Genomic DNA, 26,299 nt, shown 5'->3' with positions numbered 1-26,299 from the left:
GACGACAAATAGAATATCCCGAATCAAATGACTGTAGAATGACACCTCTTCTCTTAAGTTTTTTGGGAATAAAAAACTGAGAAATAAAGCGCCAAGGCCAATATAAAAAGCGATGGATAAAATGGTGATTGGATTACGTAGGAAGATTAAAATGGAAATAATGATGATGGAAAATCTCACTTCCTTGCTACTGGAATTTTTTTGCAACCTTTTCCATTTTTTCAAGGGGAGAAAGGTAATAAGATCAACTCCAAAGAGAAAAAAGAAGGAGGGGAGGATGAGTTCTACAGCTTTTTTTTGAAGTAAGTTGACAGTAACGATAGTATCTGATAGAACCAGTCCAACCCCGCAGAGGTTGACCACAATCATCATACTATAAAATAAAAAGATAAAGCGACTCCTATCAATCAGTCTATCTCTTTTCAGGTTGTGACTAGATAAATAATGCATAAAGGCACAAGACCCAGATAAGCCCAATAAAGCCAGTAGAAAATAAAAACAGGATTGTTTGAGGGCTAGAGAGGTTCCAGACCAAAAGATACAACTACAAAATGCCAGTTGGATTAAGGCAAAGAACAAGAGTAGTCGAATTGATTTTATGACTTTTTCCATAAAGTATCCCCTATATTTTTTTCTTATTATAGCTAAAAGATAGGAGAGAAAAATCCTTAAATTCCCAATTGTCGATTTTTAGAGCTGTCTTGTCTTTTGAAACTAAAAAATCCCCCTTCAAGGGTTCCTTGAAGAGGGGAGATAGGGTGTAAAGTTGATTGTTCTAACGTTTAGACCAAGTGCGCTTCATAAAGAGCAGTATGATTGGATAGATTTCAAGACGTCCTGCAATCATTGCAAAGGATAGTAGAAGTTTTGAAAATGGACTAAAAATTGAGAAACTTGCAGTTGTTCCTAAAATAGGACCGATATTGTTAAAACAACTGAAAACAGCACTCGTGACAACCATTAAATTATTGGTATCTAAACTGACGATGAAAATCAAACTGAGTAGAATCATGATATAAACCACAAAATACTTCAGGATCTTGTGCTGGGTATCCTTATCAATAACCGTTTTATTAACATGAAGGGTTAACACACGGTGAGGTGATATGGTAGACAAAATTTGATTTTTAGCAATTTTAGACAGGATGACTCCACGGATGATCTTGAGACCACCAGCGGTAGAACCAGCAGACCCACCGATTGCCATCAGCATTAGCAAGATGTATTGAGAGAACAAAGGCCAGTTCGTGATATCTCCATATCCAAAACCAGTAGTGGTAATGATGTTAGATACTTGGAAGAAGGCCATCTCAAAACTTTGAGAAACTCCGCTATAGAGGTGAAGCGTGTTGAGTGTGATTAGACCAGTAGATATGGCTACAATCAAGAGATATGCTCGGAGTTCTTCATCAAAAAAGAATTCCTTAATACGACGGAGCATGAGATAGTAGTAGAGGTTGAAATTGACACCAAACATCAAAACCCCGATACTTGTCAGATAGGTAATGAGAGAACTGTGATAGTGGGCAATTCCGTCATTATAAACAGTAAAGCCACCAGTACCAGCAGTACCCATAGCGATAACAAAACTATCGTAGAGTGGCATCCCAGCAAGGGAATAAATAACCACAAAGAGGGCAAACATAGCCAGGTAGAGGATGTAAAGGATTTGGGCTGTATTTTTTAGCTTAGACACAACCTTACCAAATACTGGTCCTGGAACCTCAGCCTTCATAACTTCTAGGTGACTATTTTTAGCATTGTCCATAATAGCTAGGGCAAAAACCAGTACCCCCATCCCTCCGATGAGGTGGGTAAAACTCCTCCAAAATAGAAGAGAACGACTTAAGACCGAAACATCATTTAAAATGGTTGCTCCAGTTGTTGTGAAGCCAGAACTAATCTCAAAGAAGGCGTCTATCATATTGGGAATTTGCCCTGAAAAGACAAAGGGAAGGGCACCAAAGAATGACCAGAGGATCCAACAGAGGGCTACAATTAAGACCCCTTCTTTTGCATAGATTCGCTGTTTTTTAGGCTTGCTGATGATTCCAAGAAGACCTAGAACAACAAGGATCCCGATGGTAGAGAAAAGAGCTGTAAAAACTTGACTCGATTCTCGATAATAAAGAGCAATGCAAACTGGAACTAAGAGTAGACCAGCCTCGATCAAGAGTAGCTTTGCAAGAAGAAATCGTACCATACTTCTATTCATAGCTTACCTCTCTAACAGATCATAGATCTTGGTGATATTTGATAGTAGTGTGATGACAACTAACTTATCACCGACTTGAAGGCTATCTTCGCCAGTTGGGAAGATTGTTTTTCCGTTGCGGATAATAGCAGCAATTAAAATATCTTTTTTGAATTTAAGTTGAGACAAGGGTTTGCCAGTCATTTTATTGGCTTCCTTGATGAGAAATTGAAGAGTCTCAATATGTCCATTTGCAAGGTGGTGCATCGCTTGAAGATCTGAATATTGGGCATTGGCACGACCGTGGATAAAGTGCATGATAGTATCTACAGCGATGGTTTTTGGTGTGATAATACTAGAAAACTCAGGTGCATGGATAATCTCTAAAAGGCTAGTTCGATTGACCTTGGCGATGTTTTTCTGAACACCAACACTATCTAAGAACATAGATGTAATAATGTTTTCTTCGTCAACGCCAGTGAGAGTTGCGACAGCATCGTAGTGTTGGGCGCTTTCTTCTAGGAGGATATCTTTTGCGGTTCCATCACCTTGCACAATATAGAGTTTTGGATATTTTTGACTGAAAAATGCTGCACGATCTGGATTAAGCTCAATGACCTTGGTATCAATACGGCTATCTTTCAAAATACCAACAAGGTAGTAAGCGATTTTTCCAGCTCCAATAATGAGTAAACTTTTAACGACACGAGATTTGACATAGTTATGAAAAAGCATCATGTCTACACGGTTACCTGTAACAAAAATCCGATCCTTATCTTGGAGGACCATATCCCCACTTGGAATCATGAGCTTATGATCGCGCTCAATGGCACAAACGATAACATTACCAAACTTTTTACGGAAATCAGCAATAGACATTTGACAAATATTACTATCAATTCGAACCTTGAATTCCATCAAACTAACCAAACCACCTGCAAAACGCTCAACAGAAAGAGCATTTGGGAAATCGATGATATTAGCGATAGCACGAGCTGCAAGGAGTTCTGGATTGACAATAAGAGAAAATCCGAGAATATTTTTTTCTTTAAAGTAAGGGTTGGAATACTCAGGATTGCGGACACGGACGATGGTTTCTTTAGCCCCCATCTTTTTAGCTAAGACAGCAGAGACCATATTGACCTCATCATACTGAGTCATAGCGATGAAAATATCGCAGTCTTGAACATTGGCAGCTTCTAGCATGGCAAAGTCAGCCCCATTACCAGCAATTCCAATAATATCAAAACGGCTTGTCATATAATTAAGAACCGTTTCGTTCTGTTCAATTAAGACAACATCATGATTGTCAGCGACAAGTGAACGACAAAGGGCAGAACCAACTTTCCCCCCTCCGACAAGAATAATCTTCATATTAAATAACCTACTTTTTCAATATGTATCTATCATACTCTTTTTTAGAATAAAATGCACTCGGCAACCGACTCTTTTCATTATTAGGGTAGAAAATTGTCCCACTGATAATCTTACTTGTTAAAAATTTAAGATATAAATCAGCTATTTTCGTGTAATTCTAATGAATACATAAGCATTTTTAGCTAATGTAAATATGTTTGTAAAAAAATTGAAAAAATCAAGTCATTTCTATTGACAATCAAGCTGAAAGTGATATACTAAAACAGTAGTTTCGCTGATTTACTTCAAACCTGTTGTGAGGTAAGTTAACGATGCCTTAACCACGCTGTTTGCTGAGCTTGACTCCGGGCAGTGTGGCTATTTTTTTGCACTAGTGAGAGGAAACAAGGCATGGCAAATCACATTGTATTATTTGAACCCCAGATTCCACAAAATACGGGTAATATTGCTCGTACTTGCGCAGCAACGAATGCGCCCCTTCATATTATCAAACCGATGGGTTTTCCTATTGATGATCGTAAGATGAAGCGGGCAGGTCTAGATTATTGGGACAAGCTTGAGATTCATTTTTATGATAGCTTGGCTGATTTTATGGGAAAAATGGATGGTCAGCTCTACTTGATTTCCAAGTTTGCAGAAAAAGTCTATTCAGATGCAGATTTCACGACAGAAGGAGATCATTATTTTCTCTTTGGGCGTGAAGATAAGGGCTTGCCTGAGGAAATTATGCGTGAGCATCCAGAAAAGGCTCTCAGAATTCCGATGAATGATGAACATGTTCGTAGCCTGAATGTATCTAATACAGTATGTATGATTGTCTATGAGGCTCTCCGACAACAAAACTTTGTGGGTCTCGAACTGGTTCACACTTATGAAACAGATAAATTGAAATAAACACTTAGATAAAATGCTTGCGCTTGCAAGCTTTTTTTGTTATCATAAAGGGGTCTTCAGGGCTGGGTGTAATTCCCGACCGGCGGTGACTTTTACTCGGAAATGTTCTTTTCCTTTTATACTTTGTTGCCAAGCTTTGCCTAACCAAAAGTTATGCCTACAGCTTGTCGCCTAGTCTAAAAGAAAAATCTCCATTTCCTTACTCTAAAAGAAGTCCGCGAGCGCAAGCTGATGTGGTGAGATTCCACAACCGACAGTATAGTCTGGATGGGAGAAGACGAAAGAATGACTTTGTCTATTCTAATTGATTTTTTTATAGGTAAATTGCAACCGCTTGCTTAAACAGAGTGAGGGGAAACTTTTGGAATATAAAAATAGAGGGTAGATAGAGGAATCCTTTCCAACTTCTTCTGATTTTATAGAAAATTGGAGGAACCTGTTATGACAAACACACGTCGACTTTCGACCATTGCAATTCTATCAGCGCTTTCATTTGTGTTGATGTACTTTGACTTTCCGCTTTTGCCAGCGGCATCCTTCTTGAGGGTTGAGTTCAGTATTTTACCGGTCCTTGTGGGCTTGGTAGTCTTGGATTTACCAGCAGCTTTTGGAGTGCTTTTCCTTCGGTCCTTGTTGAAAATCCTTTTGAACAATCAAGGGGTTAGTACCTATATTGGTTTACCGATGAATATTGTTGCCTTGGGAGTCTTTGTGCTTGCTTTTGGTTTGATTTGGAAAAAAGAGCGAACAGCCATGCGTTTCGTCCTAGCTTCACTAGCTGGTACGCTTGGTTTGACTCTAGCTATGCTAGTTCTGAACTACGTCTATGCTGTTCCTTTGTACGCTAAGTTTGCTAATTTTGATATTGAGAAAATCTTAGGATTGAGCAACTACCTGATGACTATGGTCTTGCCTTTTAATCTGATTGAAGGTATTATCTTTGCCATCTCTTTCTGGTTGTTATTTGTCCTTTTGAAACCAACTTTAAAATACTATGAAAGATAAACAAACATATTTGATGAAGGGCTCTTTTGCCCTTTTGCTTTTTGTAATTTTAGGTTATATTGTCAAGTTTTACCCTAATATGCTGATTGGCTTTGATCAACCAATCCAGACTGCTATTCGAGGTGACTTACCTGCTTCCTTGACCTTTCTTTTCAGAACAATCACACATTTAATTGATATCCCAGTCATTATCACTTGGGTTCTCATTGTAGCTTTTATTTTTTACCGTAAGCAATGGAAACTGGAAAGTTATCTCATGCTGGGTAATTTGACTCTAGCTGGAATCTTAATCGTAACTTTTAAAAATATCTACCAACGACCTAGACCAGAAATAGTACATCTAGTAGAGGAAAAAGGTTTTTCTTTTCCTAGTGGACATTCTCTAGCTGTGACGCTCATGGTAGGATCTTTGATTGTGATTTTGAGCCAACGGATTAAGAATACAACTTGGAGAAAAGTCGTGCAAATCGGACTTGGCATTTACTTAGTCAGTGTATTGGTATCAAGAATTTATCTGGGAGTTCACTACCCATCAGATGTGATTGCCAGCCTTTGTGTAGGCCTAGGAGTTTTGTTTATGGAGTTTCCTTTCTACGATAAACTGCGTTTTCAATGGCGCTTCAAAGGAAAGCAGAAGTAGGAATTGCCCCTTCTTGAGGAGATAAAATGGAAGTCAACATAAAAGATCTTCATCCAACTCAACTATACTTATCAGAAAAGAAGTTACAAGATATCCAGATGCTTTATCAGTCGAAAGAAAAGCCCAATATCAATCCAATTATCGTTCTTGCATTTGGAAATTGCTTCTTGATTACAGATGGCCATCACAGGGCTTATCAGGCTTTGTTGGTAGGCCAGGATACAATTTCTGCTGAGTTTGATAGAGATGGAGGTGATGAACTATATCATCTCTATGCGCAAGCTTGTGAGAAAAGAAAGATATACTCTGTTCTTGATTTAAAAAATCATATCTTACCTCAAGATGAGTATGAAGCAAAATGGTATAACTGGTGTGATGGTTTTAATCAAGCAGTGGAGCTAGTATTAGGAGTAGAAAATGATGACAAAAATCATTCAGATAGATGATTCCTTACGTTTAGTTCCCTATTTTTTAGCAGATCATCAGGATGCAGCTTTGGCCTGGTATCAAGATGTGGATTTGGTGGAACTTGTAGACGGTATTAGAATACCTTATAGTTCAGAAAAATTAAATGCTATGTATTCCTATTTAGAGAGTCACGGGCATTTGTTCTGGATTGAGTTTCGAGAAAAGGGAGAGTGGCTTCCAATTGGGGATGTAACCTTATCTCAGGAGAATCTTCCTATTGTGATTGGCAATCCGACTTATCAACATCAGGGACTTGGACGCAAGGTATTGAAGACTTTGATTGATCTAGCTCGGCAAAAGGGTTGGAAAAAATTGAACGTTCAAGAAATCTACACTTTCAATCGTATCTCTATAAGATGTTTTGAGTCTCTTGGATTTGTGGAAAGCGGTGCTACTGAAAAGGGCTTGAGTTTTGTACTGACTTTGAGCGAATGAATTCTTTCCATCATGGTAGAAGATTTTGAAGATTAATTGCACCAAAAAAAGGTGTAACATAAAGAAATATCAAAAATAAAAATTTCTCTTGCAATTTTTTAAAAATAGTGTATAATAGATGGGTATGTGTAAAGCATACTTGTGGGAGGTAAAAATCTCTAAATTACCGCCAAAACCACAAAGGAGGATTTAAAAATGGCTAAAAAAGTCGAAAAACTTGTAAAATTGCAAATCCCTGCTGGTAAAGCTACACCAGCTCCACCGGTTGGACCTGCTCTTGGTCAAGCTGGTATCAACATCATGGGATTCACAAAAGAGTTCAACGCTCGTACTGCTGACCAAGCTGGTATGATCATTCCAGTTGTTATCTCAGTATACGAAGACAAATCATTTACTTTCGTTACAAAAACACCACCAGCTGCTGTTCTTTTGAAAAAAGCTGCAGGTGTTGAAAAAGGATCAGGTACACCTAACAAAACTAAGGTTGCTACAGTTACTCGTGCACAAGTACAAGAAATTGCAGAAACTAAAATGCCAGATTTGAACGCTGCAAACATTGAGTCTGCAATGCGTATGATCGAAGGTACTGCTCGTTCTATGGGATTCACTGTTGTTGACTAATCAATAACATCCCTATATAACCCGCAAGACTTCATCATTTCGAGAAGTGACGTGGGAGATGAAAATCGATTGAACCACTTACAAGGAGAATAGAAAATGGCTAAAAAAAGCAAACAACTTCGTGCTGCTCTTGAGAAGATCGACAGCACAAAAGCATACAGCGTAGAAGAAGCTGTAGCTCTTGCAAAAGAAACTAACTTTGCAAAATTTGATGCAACTGTAGAAGTTGCTTACAACTTGAACATTGACGTTAAAAAAGCTGACCAACAAATCCGTGGAGCAATGGTATTGCCAAACGGTACTGGTAAAACAGCTCGCGTTCTTGTATTTGCACGTGGTGCAAAAGCTGAAGAAGCAAAAGCTGCTGGTGCAGACTTTGTTGGTGAAGATGACCTTGTTGCTAAAATCAACGACGGTTGGTTGGACTTCGACGTAGTTATCGCTACACCTGACATGATGGCTCTTGTTGGACGTCTTGGACGTGTCCTTGGACCTCGTAACTTGATGCCAAACCCTAAAACTGGCACTGTAACAATGGATGTTGCTAAAGCAGTTGAAGAGTCTAAAGGTGGTAAAATCACTTACCGTGCAGACCGTGCAGGTATCGTACAAGCGATCATCGGTAAAGTTTCATTTGAAGCTGACAAGTTGGTTGAAAACTTCAAAGCATTCAACGAAACAATCCAAAAAGCTAAACCAGCTACTGCTAAAGGAACTTACGTAACAAGCTTGACAATCACAACTACTCAAGGTGTTGGTATCAAGGTTGACGTTAACTCACTTTAATTAGTAAAGAATCAAAAGGTTGGGACATTTTGTCTCAACCTTTTTTCTATTCAAAAAATATAAATACGTATAAACTTTCTAATTCATTTAATATTGTAAAGTATCTAGATAGAAAATTCAGAAAATTTGCTCTTTTCTCTTGAAAATTTTTGAAAAAATGGTATTATAGTAACAAGCTATTTTTAAGAGAAGAGAAAGGGGAACGATGGAGAAAATCATTTTAGACTCACCTAAGTCGGGATCGGATCTTGTTTTGGAAACACTTCGCGACTTAGGAATCGACACGATTTTTGGTTATCCTGGTGGAGCAGTACTTCCTTTATATGATGCTATTTATAATTTTAAGGGAATCCGCCATATTCTAGGTCGCCATGAGCAGGGCTGTCTTCACGAAGCTGAAGGTTATGCTAAGTCAACAGGAAAACTGGGTGTTGCAGTCGTCACAAGCGGACCAGGAGCTACAAATGCCATTACAGGGATCGCAGATGCTATGAGCGATAGTGTTCCCCTTTTGGTCTTCACAGGACAAGTTGCAAGAGCGGGAATCGGTAAGGATGCTTTTCAAGAAGCTGATATCGTTGGTATAACCATGCCAATCACTAAGTACAATTATCAGGTTCGAGAAACTGCGGATATTCCGCGAATTATTACAGAAGCTGTGCATATTGCGACTACAGGTCGTCCAGGGCCAGTCGTCATTGACCTACCAAAAGATGTTTCTGCGCTTGAGACAGACTTCATTTACTCTCCAGAGATAGATTTACCAAGTTATCAGCCAACACTTGAGCCAAATGATATGCAAATCAAGAAAATCTTGAAGCAATTGTCTAAGGCTAAAAAACCAGTCTTGCTAGCTGGGGGTGGGATTAGTTACGCTGAGGCTGCAGCAGAGTTAAATGAATTTGCAGAGCGTTATCAAATTCCAGTTGTGACAAGTCTTTTGGGACAGGGAACAATTGCAACTAGCCATCCACTGTTTTTGGGAATGGGTGGAATGCATGGTTCCTTTGCAGCAAATATCGCCATGACTGAAGCTGATTTTATGATTTCTATTGGGTGTCGTTTTGATGACCGTTTAACAGGAAATCCTAAGACCTTTGCAAAGAATGCTAAAGTAGCGCATATCGATATCGATCCAGCAGAGATTGGTAAGATTATCGCAGTTGATATTCCAGTTGTCGGTGATGCGAAAAAGGCCTTGCAGCAGTTACTAGCTGAGCCAATCGTTCGTAACAATACTGAAAAATGGATTGAAAAAGTTACCAAAGATAAGAATCGTGTTCGTTCTTATGATAAGAAAGAACGTGTGGTTCAACCTCAAGCAGTTATTGAACGCGTCGGTGAGTTGACCAATGGCGATGCCATTATCGTAACAGACGTTGGACAACACCAAATGTGGACAGCTCAATACTATCCTTACCAAAACGAGCGTCAATTGGTAACATCAGGTGGTCTAGGAACAATGGGATTCGGAGTTCCAGCAGCTATTGGAGCTAAGATTGCTAATCCAGATAAAGAAGTTGTTCTCTTTGTCGGAGACGGTGGTTTCCAGATGACTAATCAGGAATTGGCAATCTTGAATATCTACAAGATTCCAATCAAGGTCATCATGCTTAATAACCATTCACTTGGGATGGTTCGTCAATGGCAAGAAGCCTTCTACGATGGTCGAACATCAGAGTCAGTCTTTGATAGCCTTCCAGATTTCCAATTGATGGCTCAAGCCTATGGAATTAAGAATTATAAGTTTGATAATCCTGAAACTCTTGATAAGGATTTGGAAGTCATCATGGAAGATGAACCAATGTTTATTGAAGTAGACATTTCTCGGAAAGAACATGTTTTACCGATGGTACCAGCTGGTAAGAGTAATCATGAGATGTTGGGGGTGAAGTTTAATGCGTAGAATGTTAACAGCCAAACTTCAAAACCGTTCAGGTGTTCTCAATCGCTTCACAGGAGTCTTATCGAGACGCCAAGTCAATATCGAAAGCATTTCTGTTGGCGCAACGGAAAATCCTAATGTGTCACGAATTACCATTATCATCGATGTTGCCTCACATGATGAGGTGGAGCAAATCATCAAACAACTGAATCGTCAGATTGATGTAATTCGTATTCGTGATATTACGGATCAGCCCCACTTAGAACGAGAAGTAATTCTTATAAAGGTTTCAGCGCCTGCTGAAAAACGTGCAGAAATTTTGGCTATTATCCAACCTTTCCGTGCAACAGTAGTCGATGTAGCTCCAAGTTCTATTACCATTCAGATGACCGGGAATGCAGAAAAGAGTGAAGCTTTGATTCGAGTCATTCGACCTTACGGTATTAAGAATATCGCTCGTACGGGTGCAACTGGATTTACCCGCGACTAAAAATCCAACTTAAATTTGTTAAACTAGCCTAACAGGCAATAAAAATAGAAAAGAGAGAAAAAACTATGGCAGTTCAAATGGAATACGAAAAAGATGTAAAAGTAGCAGCACTTGACGGTAAAAAAATCGCCGTTATTGGTTATGGTTCACAAGGACATGCGCACGCTCAAAACTTGCGTGATTCAGGTCGCGATGTGATCATCGGTGTACGTCCAGGTAAGTCTTTTGATAAAGCAAAAGAAGATGGTTTTGACACTTACACAGTAGCAGAAGCAACTAAATTGGCTGATGTTATCATGATCTTGGCACCAGATGAAATCCAACAAGAATTGTACGAAGCAGAAATTGCTCCAAACTTGGAAGCTGGAAATGCTGTTGGATTTGCACATGGTTTCAACATTCACTTCGAATTCATCAAAGTTCCTGCAGATGTTGATGTCTTTATGTGTGCTCCTAAAGGACCAGGACACTTGGTACGTCGTACTTACGAAGAAGGATTTGGTGTTCCAGCACTTTACGCTGTCTACCAAGATGCAACAGGAAATGCTAAAAACATCGCTATGGACTGGTGTAAAGGTGTTGGTGCAGCGCGTGTAGGTCTTCTTGAAACAACATACAAAGAAGAAACTGAAGAAGATTTGTTTGGTGAACAAGCAGTTCTTTGTGGTGGTTTGACTGCTCTTATCGAAGCTGGTTTTGAAGTCTTGACTGAAGCTGGTTATGCTCCAGAATTGGCTTACTTTGAAGTTCTTCACGAAATGAAATTGATCGTTGACTTGATCTATGAAGGTGGATTCAAGAAAATGCGTCAATCAATTTCAAACACTGCTGAATATGGTGACTATGTTTCAGGACCACGTGTAATCACTGAACAAGTCAAAGAAAACATGAAAGCAGTTCTTGCGGACATCCAAAATGGTAAATTCGCCAACGACTTTGTGAATGACTACAAAGCTGGACGTCCAAAATTGACTGCCTACCGTGAACAAGCAGCTAACCTTGAAATTGAAAAAGTTGGTGCAGAATTGCGTAAAGCAATGCCATTTGTCGGTAAAAACGACGATGATGCATTCAAGATCTACAACTAATTTTTAAGAATATAAACAGAAGGCGAGTTGGGGGGAACCTAACTCGCTTTTTATCTTGAAAACTCATCTGGGAGGAGATTATGCTAAGTGCAAAAGATGTGGTGAAAGCCCACAAGGTTTTGAGTGGTGTAGTAGCCAATACACCACTTGACTACGATCATTATTTATCCGAAAAATACGGAGCGAAAATTTATCTTAAGAAGGAAAATGCTCAACGTGTCCGTTCTTTTAAAATTCGTGGAGCTTATTACGCTATCTCGCAATTGACAAAAGAGGAACGTGAACGTGGTGTAGTGTGTGCTTCAGCGGGCAATCACGCTCAAGGAGTTGCCTACACATGTAATGAGATGAAGATCCCTGCAACAATCTTTATGCCAATTACGACACCTCAACAGAAAATTGGTCAGGTTCGTTTCTTTGGAGGAGATTTTGTTACGATCAAATTAGTAGGGGATACTTTTGATGCTTCAGCCAAGGCTGCTCAAGACTTTACTGTAGCTGAAAATCGTACTTTTATTGATCCCTTTGATGATCCCTATGTTCAAGCTGGTCAGGGTACGGTAGCCTATGAAATTTTAGAAGAAGCTCGTAAAGAATCTATTGATTTTGATACTGTCTTGGTACCTGTTGGCGGTGGAGGTCTCATTTCAGGTGTTTCTACTTATATTAAAGAAACAAATCCTCAAATTGAGGTCATTGGAGTCGAGGCTGAAGGTGCTCGTTCTATGAAAGCTGCCTTTGAAGCTGGGGGACCGGTTAAACTTAAAGAAATTGATAAATTTGCGGATGGGATTGCAGTGCAAAAAGTAGGGCAGTTGACCTATGAAGCAACACGAAAAAATGTTGAAACTCTTATCGGTGTAAATGAAGGCTTGATTTCTGAGACCTTAATTGATCTTTATTCTAAACAAGGGATTGTAGCTGAGCCTGCGGGTGCTGCTAGTGTTGCAGCCTTGGAAGTATTATCCGATTATATTAAGGGCAAGACTATTTGTTGTATCATTTCTGGAGGGAATAATGACATCAACCGTATGCCAGAGATGGAAGAACGTGCCTTGATTTATGATGGTATCAAGCATTACTTTGTAGTGAATTTCCCACAACGTCCGGGAGCACTTCGAGAGTTTGTAAATGATATCTTAGGACCTCATGATGATATTACTCGTTTTGAATATATCAAACGAGCTAGCAAGGGAACTGGTCCAGTATTGATAGGGGTTGCACTTGCTGATAAACATGATTATGCGGGATTGATTCACCGGATGGAAAAATTTGACCCATCTTATATTAACTTGAATGGGAATGAGACCCTATATAATATGCTTGTTTAATATGCTATGAAATTTTTATCATATTATTTGCCTAACCTATTTACTAGTGCTATAATGTAAGTGAAGAAAGGGGGAGATTCCCATGGTTTTAAAAGTTATACTTGTTCTAATTATTCTAATGCTTATTGTAGGAGCTATATTAATGAGCTCAATCTATGTTGTTCGACAACAATCAGTAGCTATCATTGAACGATTTGGTAAGTATCAAAAATTGAGCAACAGTGGTATTCATCTACGTGCACCATTTGGCATTGATAAAATTGCAGCTCGTGTACAACTGCGTCTCTTGCAAAGTGAAATCGTTGTGGAAACCAAGACTCAAGATAACGTATTTGTGACGATGAATGTTGCGACACAGTACCGAGTAAATGAACAAAATGTTACAGATGCTTACTATAAACTAATGAGACCTGAGGCTCAAATCAAATCTTATATTGAAGACGCATTGCGCTCATCAGTTCCTAAGTTAACTTTGGATGAATTGTTTGAGAAAAAGGATGAAATTGCATTAGAAGTTCAAAAACAAGTAGCGGAAGAAATGTCAACGTATGGGTACATTATCGTCAAAACGCTCATTACCAAAGTAGAGCCGGATGCGGAAGTCAAGCAATCGATGAATGAAATCAATGCTGCTCAACGTAAGAGAGTAGCAGCACAAGAATTGGCCGAAGCAGATAAAATTAAGATCGTAACAGCGGCCGAAGCAGAGGCAGAAAAGGATCGCCTACATGGTGTGGGGATCGCAGAGCAACGAAAAGCAATTGTTGATGGACTTGCTGATTCTATTAAAGAGTTAAAAGGAGCCAATGTTGAATTAACTGAAGAGCAAATCATGTCAATCTTGTTAACTAACCAGTATTTAGATACATTGAATAATTTTGCAGAAAAACAAGGTAATAATACAATTTTCTTACCAGCAAATCCTAACGGAGTTGAAGATATACGAACCCATATATTATCGGCTTTAAAAGCCAAGTAAACCAAATCTTAACGTCTTATTTGATTGGATATATGTTTTGTTATTGACAAATGCCATAAAAACGTATACAATTAAATATCGTAAAGAATAAAATAGGAGAAAAACATGGCTAAGACTAACTTTGAAAAAGTAGAATCAGTTGTTAGCTGGGTTCGTGATAAGAAGATCACTGGTTATCGTATTTCTAAAGAAACGAATGCACGTGAAATGTCTATCATTGCTCTAGCTCAAGGACGTGCAAAAGTTAAAAATATTTCCTTTGAAACAGCCCTTGGATTAATTGATTTCTATGAAAAAAATCATGAAAAATTTGAAGATTAATCTTTGGATACTAGCAGACTCTAATTAGAGTCTGCTTTTATTTATGGAACGGCGAAATAGCCATGCTATGACCTACTAAACAAATCTATCTGTTAGAATGAACTAGGTTGACAGTAGAGGAGTGATCTCACTCATGAAAATCAAATAAAAGATTAGAAATAGAGCTTCAAGCATTACTTGCTCAGGAAACAGAAGAAGGGATAAAAGTGATTCTAAAGTATATAAAAAGAGGTCGGGATAAAAAACTCCGACCTTGATTTTTATATTCTTATGTTCATGAGCCTTTGACTCAATGTTGATTGGGGATTGAATAGGAAAACAACTCTTGGTTTAAGAGGTTTATTCAACCACTTTTGTCTTAACCTAAATAGCGTTGTAAAAATTCTCTTGTACGTTCCTCTTTAGGATTTGTAAATAAATCTTCAGGTTTGCCTTCTTCTGCAATAACACCTTTGTCCATAAAGATGACACGGTGTGATACGTCACGAGCAAATTCCATTTCGTGGGTTACAACGATCATTGTCAATCCTTCTTGAGCTAGTTCTTGCATGATTTTTAGAACTTCACCGACCATTTCAGGATCAAGGGCTGAAGTAGGTTCGTCAAAGAGAATGGCATCAGGATTCATTGAAAGTGCACGAGCAATGGCTACTCGTTGCTTTTGACCACCAGAAAGTTGTTTTGGTTTAGCTTGCCAGTAGCGCTCTCCCATTCCAACTTTTTCAAGGTTTTCTTTAGCAATTTTCTCTGCTTCTGATCGTTCACGTTTGAGGACAGTTGTCTGTGCAACAATCGTATTTTCAAGAACGTTGAGATTTTCAAAGAGGTTAAAGGATTGGAAAACCATGCCTAGTTTTTCACGATAGTGAGTGAGGTTATACCCTTTTTCAAGGACGTTTTCACCGTGATAAAGGATCTCACCTTCAGTTGGTGTTTCGAGAAGGTTGATAGAACGTAGGAAAGTTGATTTACCACTACCGGAACTACCGATGATAGAAATCACTTCTCCTTTATGAATAGTGAGAGAGATGTCTTTTAGGACCTCGTTTTGCCCGTAGGATTTTTTGAGGTGTTTGATTTCAAGGATTGGTTGACTCATTATTTCAAATCCTCCGTTTGCATTTGATTAGCACCTGTCGTGTAGGTATCCATATCCATACGTTTTTCGATGAAGCGGAGGATACGCGTTACTGTGAAGGTGAGGACAAAGTAGATAACTGCTATGATGGTAAAGGTTTGGAAGTACTGGTAGGTTTGTGTTGCTACTGTATTTCCTGAGAAGTAAAGTTCTACTACAGAGATAACGTTCAATACAGAAGTATCCTTGATGTTGATGACGAACTCATTACCAGTTGCTGGTAGAATATTTCGAACAACTTGAGGCAAAACAATCTTACGCATGGTCTGGTTATGAGTCATACCGAGTGCAGTTGCCGCTTCAAATTGTCCCTTATCAACAGACAAAATACCACCACGAACAATTTCAGTCATGTAGGCACCAGTGTTGATTGAAACGATAAAGATAGCAGCTAGCGTACGGTCTAGGTTGATCCCGAAAGCTTGGGCAGTTCCATAGTAGATAACCATAGATTGTACAATCATAGGTGTTCCACGGAAAATTTCAATATAGATATTGAGAATCCAACCGATTAGTTTTTGGATTCCAAAGATAAATTGGTTTTCAGATAGAGGTGCAGTACGGAAAACACCGATAGCAAGACCGATAGCGAGACCAACGATGGTACCGATAATTGAAATGAGAAGGGTAATACCAGCACCACGCAAGAGTTGCTGCCAGTTTTCAGTCAGAATTTTAGCGACTTGGCCAAAGAAATTACTGTTGCTTTCTTCTGTCGTTGTAGATTCTGCAGGTTGCTCTTTGATCATACGATCCATGAGAGCAACTTGTTCATCCTTAGAAATGGTTTCGATACTAGCATTGATTTGGCTAATACGTTCGTCATCCTTACGAAGACCGATAGCGATAGAGGTGTCTTCTTCCCCAGTTTTAAAACCAGGTTCAGGCTGAATCATTTTGAACTTTGCATTTGCTGACTCAGCAGTTAGGGCTTCTGGTCGTTCAGAAACATAAGCGTCAATGACACCAGCTTCAAGAGCTTGACGCATTTGAGCGAAATCACCCATGGCAGTTTCTTTTTTAGCGCCTGGAATTTGAGAAATCAAGTCGTAAAGGTAAACCCCTTGTTGAGAAGTGATTTTTGCATCTTTAAAATCGTCTAGTGTTTTGGCGTTTGCATAGGTAGAATCTTTTTTGACCAAAAGTACTGGTTCGCTAGTATAGTAGCTGCTTGAAAATGCAATTTCTTGTTTGCGTTCAGCAGTTGGGCTCATACCTGCAATGATCATATCAATCTTACCAGAAGTAAGGGCTGGAACAAGTCCTTCCCACTTGGTTTTAACAACCAAGGGCTCTTTACCTAGGTCCTTAGCAATCTTTTTAGCTATTTGGACGTCGTAACCATTAGCATATTGGTTGGTTCCATCGATTTTGACAGCACCGTTACTGTCATCATCTTGAGTCCAGTTAAAGGGTGCGTAGGCTGCCTCCATACCGATGCGTAAATATTCATCGGCTTGGACCTGGCTAACTAGTCCTAAAGTAAGGGCCAGGCTAGCAAGGATAGTTAAGCATAATTTTTTCATGTTTTCTCCTATTTCTAGTCTAAAATTGCTTCTCTCTATTGTATCGAAAAAGCGGAACTTTTTCAATCTTAGTAAACCCTTACTTGTAAAAAATGATATAATAGTGAAAAACTTGAAAGGGAGTATACGATGAAAAAAAGATGGCTATTTACTTTGGTGTTTGCCTGTTTGCTATTGCTACCTCGCCTGGTTTTTGCTGTAGACTTTGATATTCTATCTTATAAGGGAGATTTGAATATTCATGCAGATAATACAGCAGTTTTCCAACAAACAATCACCTATCGTTTTAAAGATGATTTTAATGGTCAATCGGTTGGACTAGGAAAAGCAGGGAAAATGCCAGAAGGCTTTGAGATTGATGATGATCCAACTGTTCTAGTATCAAAGAATGGAGAAATTATAGAAGATGCACTTTCCTACACAAAGAAAAATGAGAAAGGCTATCAAGTAATCATTTTAAATCCTGGAAAAGCTGGAGACACTGTACGTGTAACCATTACCTGGAAATTGAAAAACCTTCTTTTCTTGTATCAGGATATTGCTGAGCTGAATTGGCAACCACTGACAGATAGTTCAGGAGACATCAAAGACTTAGAATTTCGAGTAACTTCAGATAGTCCGGCAGAGAAATTCTTTTTTCATACAGGCAAACTCCTCAACGATGGAAGTGTCGAAAAAGTAAACGATATTTATCGGGTGAAGATGAAAAATCTTCCTAGAAAACGTCAAGTTGAGCTACATGCCTATTGGCCCAGGGAGGATTTCTCGGTAGCTCCAAGCCAAGGACTGGAAGAAGAGCGTTTAAAAGATTTCAAAAAAATTGAGATAGAAATAAAAGCTAACAAAGTGCAAGCCAGTCTCATGATAAAGTGGATTTTTCCAATAATCTTTATTGTGTTATTGATGATGACTATCATGTATTATCGAGCATTTCGTAAACATACGACGCTCAAAAAGGTATATTCCAAGGATCATCGACTTTACGAACCGCCAATGGATCTACCTCCAATGGTTTTGGCGGAGGCTATTTACTCTACCTCCCTAGAGGAAATCAGTCCCTTGAATAAGAAGAAGTTTGGCAAATTCTCTTTTGAACGATTGCTTCAGGCGACTTTGCTAGACTTAGTTGATCGAGGGCATTTATCCATTTTTCAGGGTGAGGAGGAACCGTGTTTGAAAATCAATAGTGAAAAAGGCTTGTCGAATTTTGAAAAAGAATGTTTGCGGATGACTCTCTCAACTAATAAAGAACTGGCTCTTTCAGACCTTTTCCCAGAGTATCAAGTTTCTTCAGGACTATTCCATGGAGCTAAGGAAGCTGATGAGCAACATATTCGAGAATTCGGCTTGCATCTCAAGCGTTCCTTCGAGAGACGGCTTGAACGCATGCAAAGTTGTGTTCGAGACAAGGTAAAAATTCTACGTCTTCCAAGCTATTATCGTCCTTTGACTGATAAAGAAAATAGTTTTGTGAATGGGATGAAAGTCTGTTCAGCTATAACAGGTTTATTTGGCCTTCTTATCTTCTATTATAGTCTGCGAACACGTGGTTATTTTTCACTTCCTTTACTTTCCCTAGGTTTAATAGGGTTACTTGCCAGTGCCTTAGTTCATTTTGTGACTCGAGGTCCATCTCGTGATGGAGTCTTAAATGAAGAGGGGGCAGAAGCCTATTACCTTTGGACAAGTTTTGAAAATATGCTTCGAGAGATTGCTCATCTTGATAAGGCTGAACTAGAGAGCATTGTACTTTGGAACCGTCTTTTGGTCTATGCAACTCTGTATGGATACGCAAAGAAAGTGAATAAAATCATGAAGCTCCACAATATTCAACTTGAAAACGAAACTATGAATCTTTATGTATCTTGTGGATGGGATAAACAGTTTCATACATCTGCTGCTCACATTAATCAATACACTTCGGTCGCAAATACAGCAAGTACTTTCTCTGTATCATCTGGAAGCGGTAGCTCTGGAGGAGGTTTTTCAGGCGGTGGCGGTGGTGGAAGTATTGGTGCTTTCTAAAGAAAACTCAACACAGCCTTTAAAAGTATGATATAATGGAGGGTAGAAAAAGGAGTAATCTATGTATTTTTTTGAAATTTTAAAATCGATCTTTTTTGGGATTGTTGAAGGAATTACGGAATGGTTGCCGATTTCAAGTACTGGTCACCTGATCCTAGCGGAAGAATTTGTCCAATATAAAGACCAAAGTGAAGCCTTTATGTCTATGTTTAACGTGGTTATTCAACTTGGTGCAATCTTAGCCGTTATGGTTATCTACTTTAACAAACTTAATCCTTTCAAACCAGGGAAAGATAAAGTTCAAGTTCGTAGAACTTGGCAATTATGGTCGAAAGTATTTGTTGCGACTCTCCCTCTTCTCCTTGTCTTTAAGTTTGATGACTGGTTTGATACCCATTTCCACAATATGGTTTCAGTAGCCATTATGTTGATTGTTTATGGGGTTGCCTTTATCTATCTTGAAAAACGTAACAAAGCGCAAGCGATTGAGCCAACAGTCACAGAGCTAGACAAGTTGCCTTATAAAACGGCCCTCTATATCGGACTTTTCCAAGTCTTGGCTCTTTTACCTGGGACTAGCCGTTCGGGTGCCACTATCGTTGGTGGTTTGTTAAATGGAACTAGTCGTTCGGTGGTAACTGAGTTTACCTTCTATCTAGGAATTCCAGTTATGTTTGGAGCTAGTGCTTTGAAGATTTTTAAATTTATCAAAGCGGGAGAAGTGCTGAGTTTTGGTCAATTCTTCTTGCTCTTGGTAGCTATGGTAGTGGCTTTTGCAGTCAGCATGGTTGCCATTCGTTTCTTGACCAGCTATGTTAAAAAACACGACTTTACAATGTTTGGAAAATACCGTATTGTCCTAGGTAGTGTCTTACTACTTTATAGCTTCGTTCGATTATTTGTATAAGAAAAAAGCCTTGAGGGAAGCTACTTCCTTCAAGGTTTTAAAATCCAGTCACAGTGACACCCAATAAGCGAACGTCTTTATCTTTATCTGTCAGAGATTCGTAAAGTTGGATAGCCATTTGTGAAATAGTTTCAGCATCTTGGATCTTTTGAGATAAGCTTTTCCGCTTAGTCATTGTAGAAAAGTCAGCATAGCGGATTTTTAAAATAACAATCTTTCCAGATTTTTCATGTTTTTGAAGACTCAGGGCAACTCTTTCCGAAAGGAGAGTTAGCTCTTTTTTGATATCCTCTTCTAGATTGAGAATTTTACTATAAGTTTTTTCTTTTCCAATAGATTTACGAATGCGATTGGATTTGACGGGAGAATTATCAATGCCACGAGCTTTGCGATACAGGTCAAAACCGAGTCGACCAAAACGATCAATGAGACTAATTTCAGAAATTTTTAAAAGATCAGCACCTGTAAATACCCCCATTTGATGCAATTTCTCAACTGTTTTCTTACCCACACCGTGGAATTTAGCGATATCCATTTGTTTGAGAAAATCTTCAGCTTCATCAGGGAGAATAACTGTCAGGCCTCGAGGTTTTTGGTAATCGCTGGCTATTTTAGCTAAGAATTTATTATAAGACACACCAGCAGAAGCAGTCAGATGAAGTTCTTGCCAAATATCTTGTTGGATTAGTCGAGCGATTTTAACAGCGGACTTGATGCCGAGTTTGTTTTCAGTCACGTCTAGATAAGCTTCATCGATACTCATAGGCTCGATATTATCCGTATAACGTTTGAAAATAGCTCGAATCTGTTGACCGACAGCAGTATATTTTTCGTAGTTTCCAGAAATGAAAACAGCTTGAGGGCAACGTTCATAGGCTTCTTTAGAACTCATAGCTGAGTGGATGCCAAAGACTCGCGCTTCATAACTACAGGTAGAAACAACTCCTCGACCACCAGTTTTTCTAGGATCACTACCAATCACAACTGGCTTCCCTTTAAGTTTGGGATTGTCTCGAATTTCAACAGCAGCAAAAAAGGCATCCATGTCAATATGGATGATTTTACGAGATAAATCATTCATTAGTGGAAAAATCAACATGGAGAAACCTCTCAGTGCTAGTTTGTTTAATTTTATTATACTCTTTTTCTGAAAAAATGAAAATCAAATAACCTCTTTCAAAAATATAATACAGTTTGTGATATATTTTGAACTGTATTAGAAAAGAAAGTGTTAAAAAAGTGAGTTTTTAGTTGTTGAAATCGTTTACTGTGTGGTATACTGAATACATGAATGTAACAGATGACTGTTACTAGAAAGAAAAAAGAGGAATTAACATGGTTGTTAAGACAGTTGTTGAAGCACAAGATATTTTTGACAAAGCCTGGGAAGGCTTTAAAGGTGTTGACTGGAAAGAAAAAGCAAGTGTATCACGCTTTGTACAAGCTAACTACACACCTTACGATGGAGACGAAAGCTTCCTTGCAGGACCAACAGAACGTTCACTTCACATCAAAAAAATCGTAGAAGAAACTAAAGCACACTACGAAGAAACTCGTTTCCCAATGGACACTCGTCCAACTTCTATTGCTGATATTCCTGCTGGATTTATCGACAAAGAAAACGAAGTGATCTTTGGTATCCAAAATGATGAACTCTTCAAATTGAACTTCATGCCAAAAGGTGGTATCCGTATGGCTGAAACAACTTTGAAAGAAAATGGATACGAACCAGATCCAGCTGTTCACGAAATCTTCACTAAATATGTAACAACAGTTAACGACGGTATCTTCCGTGCCTACACTTCAAACATTCGTCGCGCTCGTCACGCTCACACTGTAACTGGTCTTCCAGATGCCTACTCACGTGGACGTATTATCGGTGTTTACGCACGTCTTGCTCTTTACGGAGCAGACTACTTGATGCAAGAAAAAGTAAACGACTGGAATGCAATCAAAGAAATCGATGAAGAAACAATCCGCCTTCGTGAAGAAGTAAACCTTCAATACCAAGCATTGCAACAAGTTGTACGCTTGGGTGACCTTTACGGAGTTGATGTTCGTAAACCAGCGATGAACGTTAAAGAAGCTATCCAATGGGTTAACATTGCCTTTATGGCTGTCTGCCGTGTTATCAACGGTGCGGCTACATCTCTTGGACGTGTGCCAATCGTATTGGATATCTTTGCAGAACGTGACCTTGCTCGTGGTACATTTACTGAATCAGAAATCCAAGAATTTGTTGATGATTTCGTTATGAAACTTCGTACAGTTAAATTTGCTCGTACAAAAGCTTACGACCAATTGTACTCAGGTGACCCAACCTTCATCACAACTTCTATGGCTGGTATGGGTAACGACGGTCGTCACCGTGTTACTAAGATGGACTACCGTTTCTTGAACACTCTTGACAACATCGGTAACTCTCCAGAACCAAACTTGACAGTTCTTTGGACTGACAAATTACCATACAACTTCCGTCGCTACTGTATGCACATGAGCCACAAACACTCTTCAATCCAATACGAAGGTGTTACAACAATGGCTAAAGACGGATACGGTGAAATGAGCTGTATCTCATGTTGTGTATCTCCACTTGACCCAGAAAACGAAGAACAACGTCACAACATCCAGTACTTCGGTGCTCGCGTTAACGTTCTTAAAGCTCTTCTTACTGGTTTGAATGGTGGTTACGACGATGTTCATAAAGATTATAAAGTATTTGACATCGACCCAATCCGTGACGAAGTCCTTGAATTTGAATCAGTTAAAGCTAACTTTGAAAAATCTCTTGACTGGTTGACTGACACTTACGTAGATGCTTTGAACATCATCCACTACATGACTGATAAGTACAACTACGAAGCTGTTCAAATGGCCTTCTTGCCAACTAAACAACGTGCTAACATGGGATTCGGTATCTGTGGTTTCGCAAACACTGTTGATACATTGTCAGCTATCAAGTACGCTACAGTTAAACCAATCCGTGACGAAAATGGCTACATCTACGATTACGAAACAATCGGTGAATACCCACGTTGGGGTGAAGATGACCCACGTTCAAACGAATTGGCAGAATGGTTGATCGAAGCTTACACAACTCGTCTACGTAGTCACAAACTTTACAAAGACGCAGAAGCTACTGTGTCACTTTTGACAATCACATCTAACGTTGCTTACTCTAAACAAACTGGTAACTCACCAGTCCACAAAGGTGTATATCTCAACGAAGATGGTTCAGTGAACTTGTCTAAACTTGAATTCTTCTCACCAGGTGCTAACCCATCTAACAAAGCTAAAGGTGGATGGTTGCAAAACTTGAACTCACTTGCTAGCCTTGACTTTGGTTATGCAGCTGATGGTATTTCATTGACAACTCAAGTATCACCTCGCGCTCTTGGTAAAACTCGTGACGAACAAGTTGATAACTTGGTAACAATCCTTGATGGTTACTTCGAAAATGGTGGACAACACGTTAACTTGAACGTTATGGACTTGAACGATGTTTACGAAAAGATCATGTCAGGTGAAGACGTAATCGTACGTATCTCAGGATACTGTGTAAATACTAAGTACCTCACTCCAGAACAAAAAACTGAATTGACACAACGTGTCTTCCACGAAGTTCTTTCAATGGATGATGCATTGAGCTAAGATTCATAAATAATAAATTAAAAACCAGTCACTTTGACTGGTTTTTTTGCTATAAAAAAATATTTTAAAAAAGTTGGTCAAATTTGGTCAATTCTCTTGACTATTACTGACCAAAGTGATAAACTAAGAACATAAGGATAAGGAAATCCTTAGAAAACCTTGATTTTAAGGTGATTGTGTATTCTATCTTAAGATCAAAGTATGGGTAAAACCTAGAAAAGAGGTACAACCTATGATGAACATTAGTATTTTTCTTTATCCAATTACAAAACCTGTATTGGATAAAGAAAAACCTGAAATTATACGTAGAGTAGCAAATAGCTAGTCTAAATTTTTTAAAACAAAGGTCAGAGAAAGTCAAAGTGGTTTGACTAACTAATTTTGAAAACAAACGAGGTATGAAATATGAATAACAACTTTAATAACTTTAACAACATGGATGATTTATTTAACCAATTAATGGGAGGTATGCGTGGATACAGTTCTGAAAATCGTCGTTACTTGATTAACGGTCGTGAAGTAACTCCAGAAGAATTCGCTATTTACCGTCAAACTGGTCAACTTCCAAATGAAGGAAGTGACCAAGCACAGTATGTTCAAGGTAAAGCTATGAAACAAGATGGTATTCTTGCAAAACTTGGACGTAACTTAACAGCTGAAGCTCGTGAAGGGAAGCTGGATCCGGTTATTGGACGTAATAAGGAAATTCAAGAAACATCTGAAATTCTTTCTCGTCGTACTAAGAACAACCCAGTCCTTGTAGGTGATGCTGGCGTCGGTAAAACAGCAGTAGTTGAAGGTTTGGCTCAAGCTATCGTGAATGGTGATGTTCCAGCAGCAATCAAGAATAAAGAAATCATTTCCATTGATATTTCTGGACTTGAAGCCGGTACTCAATACCGTGGAAGTTTTGAAGAAAACATTCAAAATTTGGTAAATGAGGTCAAAGAAGCTGGAAATATTATCCTTTTCTTCGACGAAATCCATCAAATCCTGGGTGCAGGTAGCACAGGAGATGGTCAAGGATCTAAAGGTCTTGCTGATATCTTGAAACCAGCTCTTTCACGCGGTGAATTGACAGTGATTGGTGCAACAACTCAAGACGAATACCGCAACACTATTTTGAAAAATGCTGCCCTTGCTCGTCGTTTCAATGAAGTGAAGGTCAATGCTCCATCTGCTGAAGATACCTTCAAGATTCTCCAAGGAATCCGTGATCTATATCAACAGCACCATAATGTTATCTTGCCAGATGAAGTTTTGAAAGCGGCTGTTGATTACTCAGTACAATATATTCCTCAACGTAGCTTGCCGGATAAGGCTATTGACCTAGTCGATGTAACAGCTGCTCACTTGGCAGCACAACACCCAGTGACAGATGTACATGCTGTAGAGCATGAAATTGAAGAAGAAAAAGCTAAACAAGAAGCTGCAGCTGCTAAAGAGGATTATGAAGCGGCATTAAATGCAAAAATTCGTATCGAAGAACTTGAAAAGCAAATCGCCAACCATACAGAAGATCACAAGGTTACAGCGACTGTTAATGACGTAGCTGAGTCTGTAGAACGTATGACAGGTATTCCTGTTTCACAAATGGGTGCTACTGATATCGAACGTTTGAAAGATATGGGTCACCGTTTGCAAACCAAAGTCATCGGTCAAGATAAAGCTGTTGAGGCAGTAGCACGTGCGATCCGCCGTAATCGAGCAGGATTTGACGAAGGAAACCGTCCAATCGGTAGCTTCCTCTTTGTAGGTCCAACTGGTGTTGGTAAAACTGAGTTGGCTAAACAATTGGCTCTTGATATGTTCGGAACTAAGGATGCTATCATCCGTTTGGATATGTCAGAATACAGCGATCGTACAGCCGTTTCTAAATTGATTGGTACAACAGCAGGTTATGTTGGTTACGATGATAATAACAATACCTTGACTGAACGTGTTCGTCGGAATCCATACTCAATCGTCCTTCTTGATGAAATTGAAAAGGCTGATCCTCAAGTCATCACCCTTCTCCTCCAAGTCTTGGATGATGGTCGTTTGACAGATGGTCAAGGTAACACTGTAAACTTCAAGAATACGGTGATTATCGCAACTTCAAACGCAGGCTTTGGTTATGAAGCTAACTTGACAGAAGATGCTGATAAACCAGAACTCATGGATCGTTTGAAACCATACTTCCGTCCAGAATTCTTGAACCGTTTCAACGCTGTGATTGAATTCTCACACTTGAGCAAGGAAGACCTTTCTAAGATTGTTGACTTGATGTTGGTTGATGTCAATAAGACACTTGCTAAGAAAGAGATCGACTTGGCAGTGAGTGACGCAGCCAAAGAATATATGACCGAAGAAGGTTATGATGAAGTCATGGGTGTTCGTCCACTCCGTCGTGTAGTTGAACAACAAATTCGTGACAAAGTCACAGACTTCCACTTGGATAATCTTGATGCTAAACACCTTGAAGCCGATATGGAAGATGGTGTCTTGGTCATTCGTGAGAAAGCCTAAATTAAAATTTTGAGTGTAAAAAAAGGACCA

Annotated in this window: 22 protein-coding genes and 1 riboswitch; of the genes, 17 read left to right on the top strand and 5 right to left on the bottom strand. The window is 39.1% G+C overall.

The genetic code is table 11. From position 1 onward, the window contains the following. Positions 1-775: 775 nt before the first annotated feature. Both HMPREF2728_RS07965 and trkA read right to left on the bottom strand, forming a co-directional pair. Positions 776-2,215 carry a TrkH family potassium uptake protein gene (locus tag HMPREF2728_RS07965; RefSeq protein WP_075227585.1) on the bottom strand — a complete coding sequence of 480 codons (1,440 nt, stop codon included), beginning with the start codon at positions 2,213-2,215 and terminating at the stop codon, positions 776-778. A gap of 3 nt (positions 2,216-2,218) precedes the next feature. Beyond that, the gene (trkA, locus tag HMPREF2728_RS07960; RefSeq protein WP_075227584.1) at positions 2,219-3,568 is read right to left on the bottom strand and encodes a Trk system potassium transporter TrkA; all 1,350 of its coding nucleotides are present in this window, start codon (positions 3,566-3,568) and stop codon (positions 2,219-2,221) included. A gap of 393 nt (positions 3,569-3,961) precedes the next feature. Here trkA and HMPREF2728_RS07955 point away from each other — a divergent pair, with 393 nt between their 5' ends. From HMPREF2728_RS07955 to HMPREF2728_RS07895, 13 genes are all read left to right on the top strand, one after another. Further along, positions 3,962-4,465: a tRNA (cytidine(34)-2'-O)-methyltransferase gene (locus HMPREF2728_RS07955; protein WP_075227583.1), complete on the top strand. Its 504-nt coding sequence runs from the start codon at positions 3,962-3,964 to the stop codon at positions 4,463-4,465. A gap of 48 nt (positions 4,466-4,513) precedes the next feature. Then, positions 4,514-4,748, top strand: a riboswitch (FMN riboswitch). Positions 4,749-4,906: 158 nt separating this feature from the next. Next, the gene (locus HMPREF2728_RS07950; protein ID WP_060955351.1) at positions 4,907-5,470 is read left to right on the top strand and encodes an ECF transporter S component; all 564 of its coding nucleotides are present in this window, start codon (positions 4,907-4,909) and stop codon (positions 5,468-5,470) included. Beyond that, positions 5,460-6,110: a phosphatase PAP2 family protein gene (locus tag HMPREF2728_RS07945; protein ID WP_060955352.1), complete on the top strand. Its 651-nt coding sequence runs from the start codon at positions 5,460-5,462 to the stop codon at positions 6,108-6,110. The genes HMPREF2728_RS07950 and HMPREF2728_RS07945 overlap by 11 nt, the downstream gene beginning before the upstream one ends. 26 nt (positions 6,111-6,136) lie before the next feature. Then, positions 6,137-6,556, top strand: coding sequence for a ParB/RepB/Spo0J family partition protein (locus HMPREF2728_RS07940; RefSeq protein ID WP_060955353.1), 420 nt, complete (start codon positions 6,137-6,139; stop codon positions 6,554-6,556). Next, positions 6,531-7,013 (top strand): GNAT family N-acetyltransferase, encoded by a 483-nt coding sequence (locus HMPREF2728_RS07935; RefSeq protein WP_060956360.1) that lies wholly within the window; start codon positions 6,531-6,533, stop codon positions 7,011-7,013. The genes HMPREF2728_RS07940 and HMPREF2728_RS07935 overlap by 26 nt, the downstream gene beginning before the upstream one ends. A gap of 195 nt (positions 7,014-7,208) precedes the next feature. After that, positions 7,209-7,634: a 50S ribosomal protein L11 gene (gene rplK, locus HMPREF2728_RS07930; RefSeq protein WP_001085808.1), complete on the top strand. Its 426-nt coding sequence runs from the start codon at positions 7,209-7,211 to the stop codon at positions 7,632-7,634. A 96-nt stretch (positions 7,635-7,730) separates the two neighbouring features. Next, complete coding sequence (rplA, locus tag HMPREF2728_RS07925) at positions 7,731-8,420, top strand: 50S ribosomal protein L1 (protein WP_001085672.1); 690 nt, start codon at positions 7,731-7,733, stop codon at positions 8,418-8,420. Between the two features lie 205 nt (positions 8,421-8,625). Beyond that, positions 8,626-10,326 (top strand): acetolactate synthase large subunit, encoded by a 1,701-nt coding sequence (locus HMPREF2728_RS07920; protein ID WP_075227582.1) that lies wholly within the window; start codon positions 8,626-8,628, stop codon positions 10,324-10,326. Then, the gene (gene ilvN, locus HMPREF2728_RS07915; RefSeq protein ID WP_001253809.1) at positions 10,319-10,795 is read left to right on the top strand and encodes an acetolactate synthase small subunit; all 477 of its coding nucleotides are present in this window, start codon (positions 10,319-10,321) and stop codon (positions 10,793-10,795) included. Before HMPREF2728_RS07920 ends, ilvN begins: the two co-directional genes overlap by 8 nt. 65 nt (positions 10,796-10,860) lie before the next feature. Further along, positions 10,861-11,883 carry a ketol-acid reductoisomerase gene (ilvC, locus tag HMPREF2728_RS07910; RefSeq protein WP_000290683.1) on the top strand — a complete coding sequence of 341 codons (1,023 nt, stop codon included), beginning with the start codon at positions 10,861-10,863 and terminating at the stop codon, positions 11,881-11,883. 80 nt (positions 11,884-11,963) lie between these two features. Beyond that, the gene (ilvA, locus tag HMPREF2728_RS07905) at positions 11,964-13,214 is read left to right on the top strand and encodes a threonine ammonia-lyase IlvA (protein ID WP_000947298.1); all 1,251 of its coding nucleotides are present in this window, start codon (positions 11,964-11,966) and stop codon (positions 13,212-13,214) included. Between the two features lie 82 nt (positions 13,215-13,296). After that, positions 13,297-14,193, top strand: coding sequence for an SPFH domain-containing protein (locus tag HMPREF2728_RS07900; protein ID WP_000243418.1), 897 nt, complete (start codon positions 13,297-13,299; stop codon positions 14,191-14,193). Between the two features lie 105 nt (positions 14,194-14,298). Then, positions 14,299-14,514: a capsule biosynthesis transcriptional regulator gene (locus HMPREF2728_RS07895; RefSeq protein ID WP_001140700.1), complete on the top strand. Its 216-nt coding sequence runs from the start codon at positions 14,299-14,301 to the stop codon at positions 14,512-14,514. A 358-nt stretch (positions 14,515-14,872) separates the two neighbouring features. Here the strand turns inward: HMPREF2728_RS07895 and HMPREF2728_RS07890 are convergent, their stop codons facing one another. Both HMPREF2728_RS07890 and HMPREF2728_RS07885 read right to left on the bottom strand, forming a co-directional pair. Continuing rightward, complete coding sequence (locus HMPREF2728_RS07890; RefSeq protein WP_000081949.1) at positions 14,873-15,613, bottom strand: amino acid ABC transporter ATP-binding protein; 741 nt, start codon at positions 15,611-15,613, stop codon at positions 14,873-14,875. Beyond that, positions 15,613-17,178, bottom strand: a complete 1,566-nt coding sequence (locus tag HMPREF2728_RS07885; RefSeq protein WP_000732055.1) for an ABC transporter substrate-binding protein/permease — start codon at positions 17,176-17,178, stop codon at positions 15,613-15,615. Before HMPREF2728_RS07885 ends, HMPREF2728_RS07890 begins: the two co-directional genes overlap by 1 nt. A gap of 129 nt (positions 17,179-17,307) precedes the next feature. On the opposite strand from HMPREF2728_RS07885, the gene HMPREF2728_RS07880 reads away from it, so the two are divergent. Together HMPREF2728_RS07880 and HMPREF2728_RS07875 are read left to right on the top strand one after the other, a co-directional pair. Beyond that, positions 17,308-19,203 carry a DUF2207 domain-containing protein gene (locus HMPREF2728_RS07880; RefSeq protein WP_075227581.1) on the top strand — a complete coding sequence of 632 codons (1,896 nt, stop codon included), beginning with the start codon at positions 17,308-17,310 and terminating at the stop codon, positions 19,201-19,203. Between the two features lie 61 nt (positions 19,204-19,264). Next, positions 19,265-20,110, top strand: a complete 846-nt coding sequence (locus HMPREF2728_RS07875; protein ID WP_075227580.1) for an undecaprenyl-diphosphate phosphatase — start codon at positions 19,265-19,267, stop codon at positions 20,108-20,110. Positions 20,111-20,147: 37 nt separating this feature from the next. Here the strand turns inward: HMPREF2728_RS07875 and dinB are convergent, their stop codons facing one another. Further along, complete coding sequence (gene dinB, locus HMPREF2728_RS07870; protein ID WP_075227579.1) at positions 20,148-21,209, bottom strand: DNA polymerase IV; 1,062 nt, start codon at positions 21,207-21,209, stop codon at positions 20,148-20,150. A 236-nt stretch (positions 21,210-21,445) separates the two neighbouring features. Here dinB and pflB point away from each other — a divergent pair, with 236 nt between their 5' ends. Both pflB and HMPREF2728_RS07860 read left to right on the top strand, forming a co-directional pair. Next, complete coding sequence (pflB, locus tag HMPREF2728_RS07865) at positions 21,446-23,761, top strand: formate C-acetyltransferase (protein WP_075227578.1); 2,316 nt, start codon at positions 21,446-21,448, stop codon at positions 23,759-23,761. 405 nt (positions 23,762-24,166) lie between these two features. Beyond that, positions 24,167-26,269 (top strand): AAA family ATPase, encoded by a 2,103-nt coding sequence (locus HMPREF2728_RS07860; protein ID WP_075227577.1) that lies wholly within the window; start codon positions 24,167-24,169, stop codon positions 26,267-26,269. Positions 26,270-26,299: the final 30 nt, after the last annotated feature.

The organism is Streptococcus sp. HMSC061D10 (assembly GCF_001808865.1).
In the GTDB taxonomy this organism is placed as follows: Bacteria; Bacillota; Bacilli; order Lactobacillales; family Streptococcaceae; genus Streptococcus.
The sequence above is the reverse complement of the archived record's forward strand: the minus strand, read 5'-3'. Positions and strand labels throughout refer to the sequence as shown.

Coding starts and splice junctions, on each gene's coding strand:
- HMPREF2728_RS07880 (WP_075227581.1), top strand. CDS start 17,308: ATGAAAAAAAGATGGCTATTTACTTTGGTGTTTGCCTGTTTGCTATTG.
- ilvN (WP_001253809.1), top strand. CDS start 10,319: ATGCGTAGAATGTTAACAGCCAAACTTCAAAACCGTTCAGGTGTTCTC.
- HMPREF2728_RS07955 (WP_075227583.1), top strand. CDS start 3,962: ATGGCAAATCACATTGTATTATTTGAACCCCAGATTCCACAAAATACG.
- HMPREF2728_RS07895 (WP_001140700.1), top strand. CDS start 14,299: ATGGCTAAGACTAACTTTGAAAAAGTAGAATCAGTTGTTAGCTGGGTT.
- rplA (WP_001085672.1), top strand. CDS start 7,731: ATGGCTAAAAAAAGCAAACAACTTCGTGCTGCTCTTGAGAAGATCGAC.
- rplK (WP_001085808.1), top strand. CDS start 7,209: ATGGCTAAAAAAGTCGAAAAACTTGTAAAATTGCAAATCCCTGCTGGT.
- dinB (WP_075227579.1), bottom strand. CDS start 21,209: ATGTTGATTTTTCCACTAATGAATGATTTATCTCGTAAAATCATCCAT.
- ilvA (WP_000947298.1), top strand. CDS start 11,964: ATGCTAAGTGCAAAAGATGTGGTGAAAGCCCACAAGGTTTTGAGTGGT.
- HMPREF2728_RS07920 (WP_075227582.1), top strand. CDS start 8,626: ATGGAGAAAATCATTTTAGACTCACCTAAGTCGGGATCGGATCTTGTT.
- pflB (WP_075227578.1), top strand. CDS start 21,446: ATGGTTGTTAAGACAGTTGTTGAAGCACAAGATATTTTTGACAAAGCC.
- HMPREF2728_RS07950 (WP_060955351.1), top strand. CDS start 4,907: ATGACAAACACACGTCGACTTTCGACCATTGCAATTCTATCAGCGCTT.
- HMPREF2728_RS07885 (WP_000732055.1), bottom strand. CDS start 17,178: ATGAAAAAATTATGCTTAACTATCCTTGCTAGCCTGGCCCTTACTTTA.
- HMPREF2728_RS07875 (WP_075227580.1), top strand. CDS start 19,265: ATGTATTTTTTTGAAATTTTAAAATCGATCTTTTTTGGGATTGTTGAA.
- HMPREF2728_RS07900 (WP_000243418.1), top strand. CDS start 13,297: ATGGTTTTAAAAGTTATACTTGTTCTAATTATTCTAATGCTTATTGTA.
- HMPREF2728_RS07945 (WP_060955352.1), top strand. CDS start 5,460: ATGAAAGATAAACAAACATATTTGATGAAGGGCTCTTTTGCCCTTTTG.
- ilvC (WP_000290683.1), top strand. CDS start 10,861: ATGGCAGTTCAAATGGAATACGAAAAAGATGTAAAAGTAGCAGCACTT.
- trkA (WP_075227584.1), bottom strand. CDS start 3,568: ATGAAGATTATTCTTGTCGGAGGGGGGAAAGTTGGTTCTGCCCTTTGT.
- HMPREF2728_RS07940 (WP_060955353.1), top strand. CDS start 6,137: ATGGAAGTCAACATAAAAGATCTTCATCCAACTCAACTATACTTATCA.
- HMPREF2728_RS07935 (WP_060956360.1), top strand. CDS start 6,531: ATGACAAAAATCATTCAGATAGATGATTCCTTACGTTTAGTTCCCTAT.
- HMPREF2728_RS07890 (WP_000081949.1), bottom strand. CDS start 15,613: ATGAGTCAACCAATCCTTGAAATCAAACACCTCAAAAAATCCTACGGG.
- HMPREF2728_RS07965 (WP_075227585.1), bottom strand. CDS start 2,215: ATGAATAGAAGTATGGTACGATTTCTTCTTGCAAAGCTACTCTTGATC.
- HMPREF2728_RS07860 (WP_075227577.1), top strand. CDS start 24,167: ATGAATAACAACTTTAATAACTTTAACAACATGGATGATTTATTTAAC.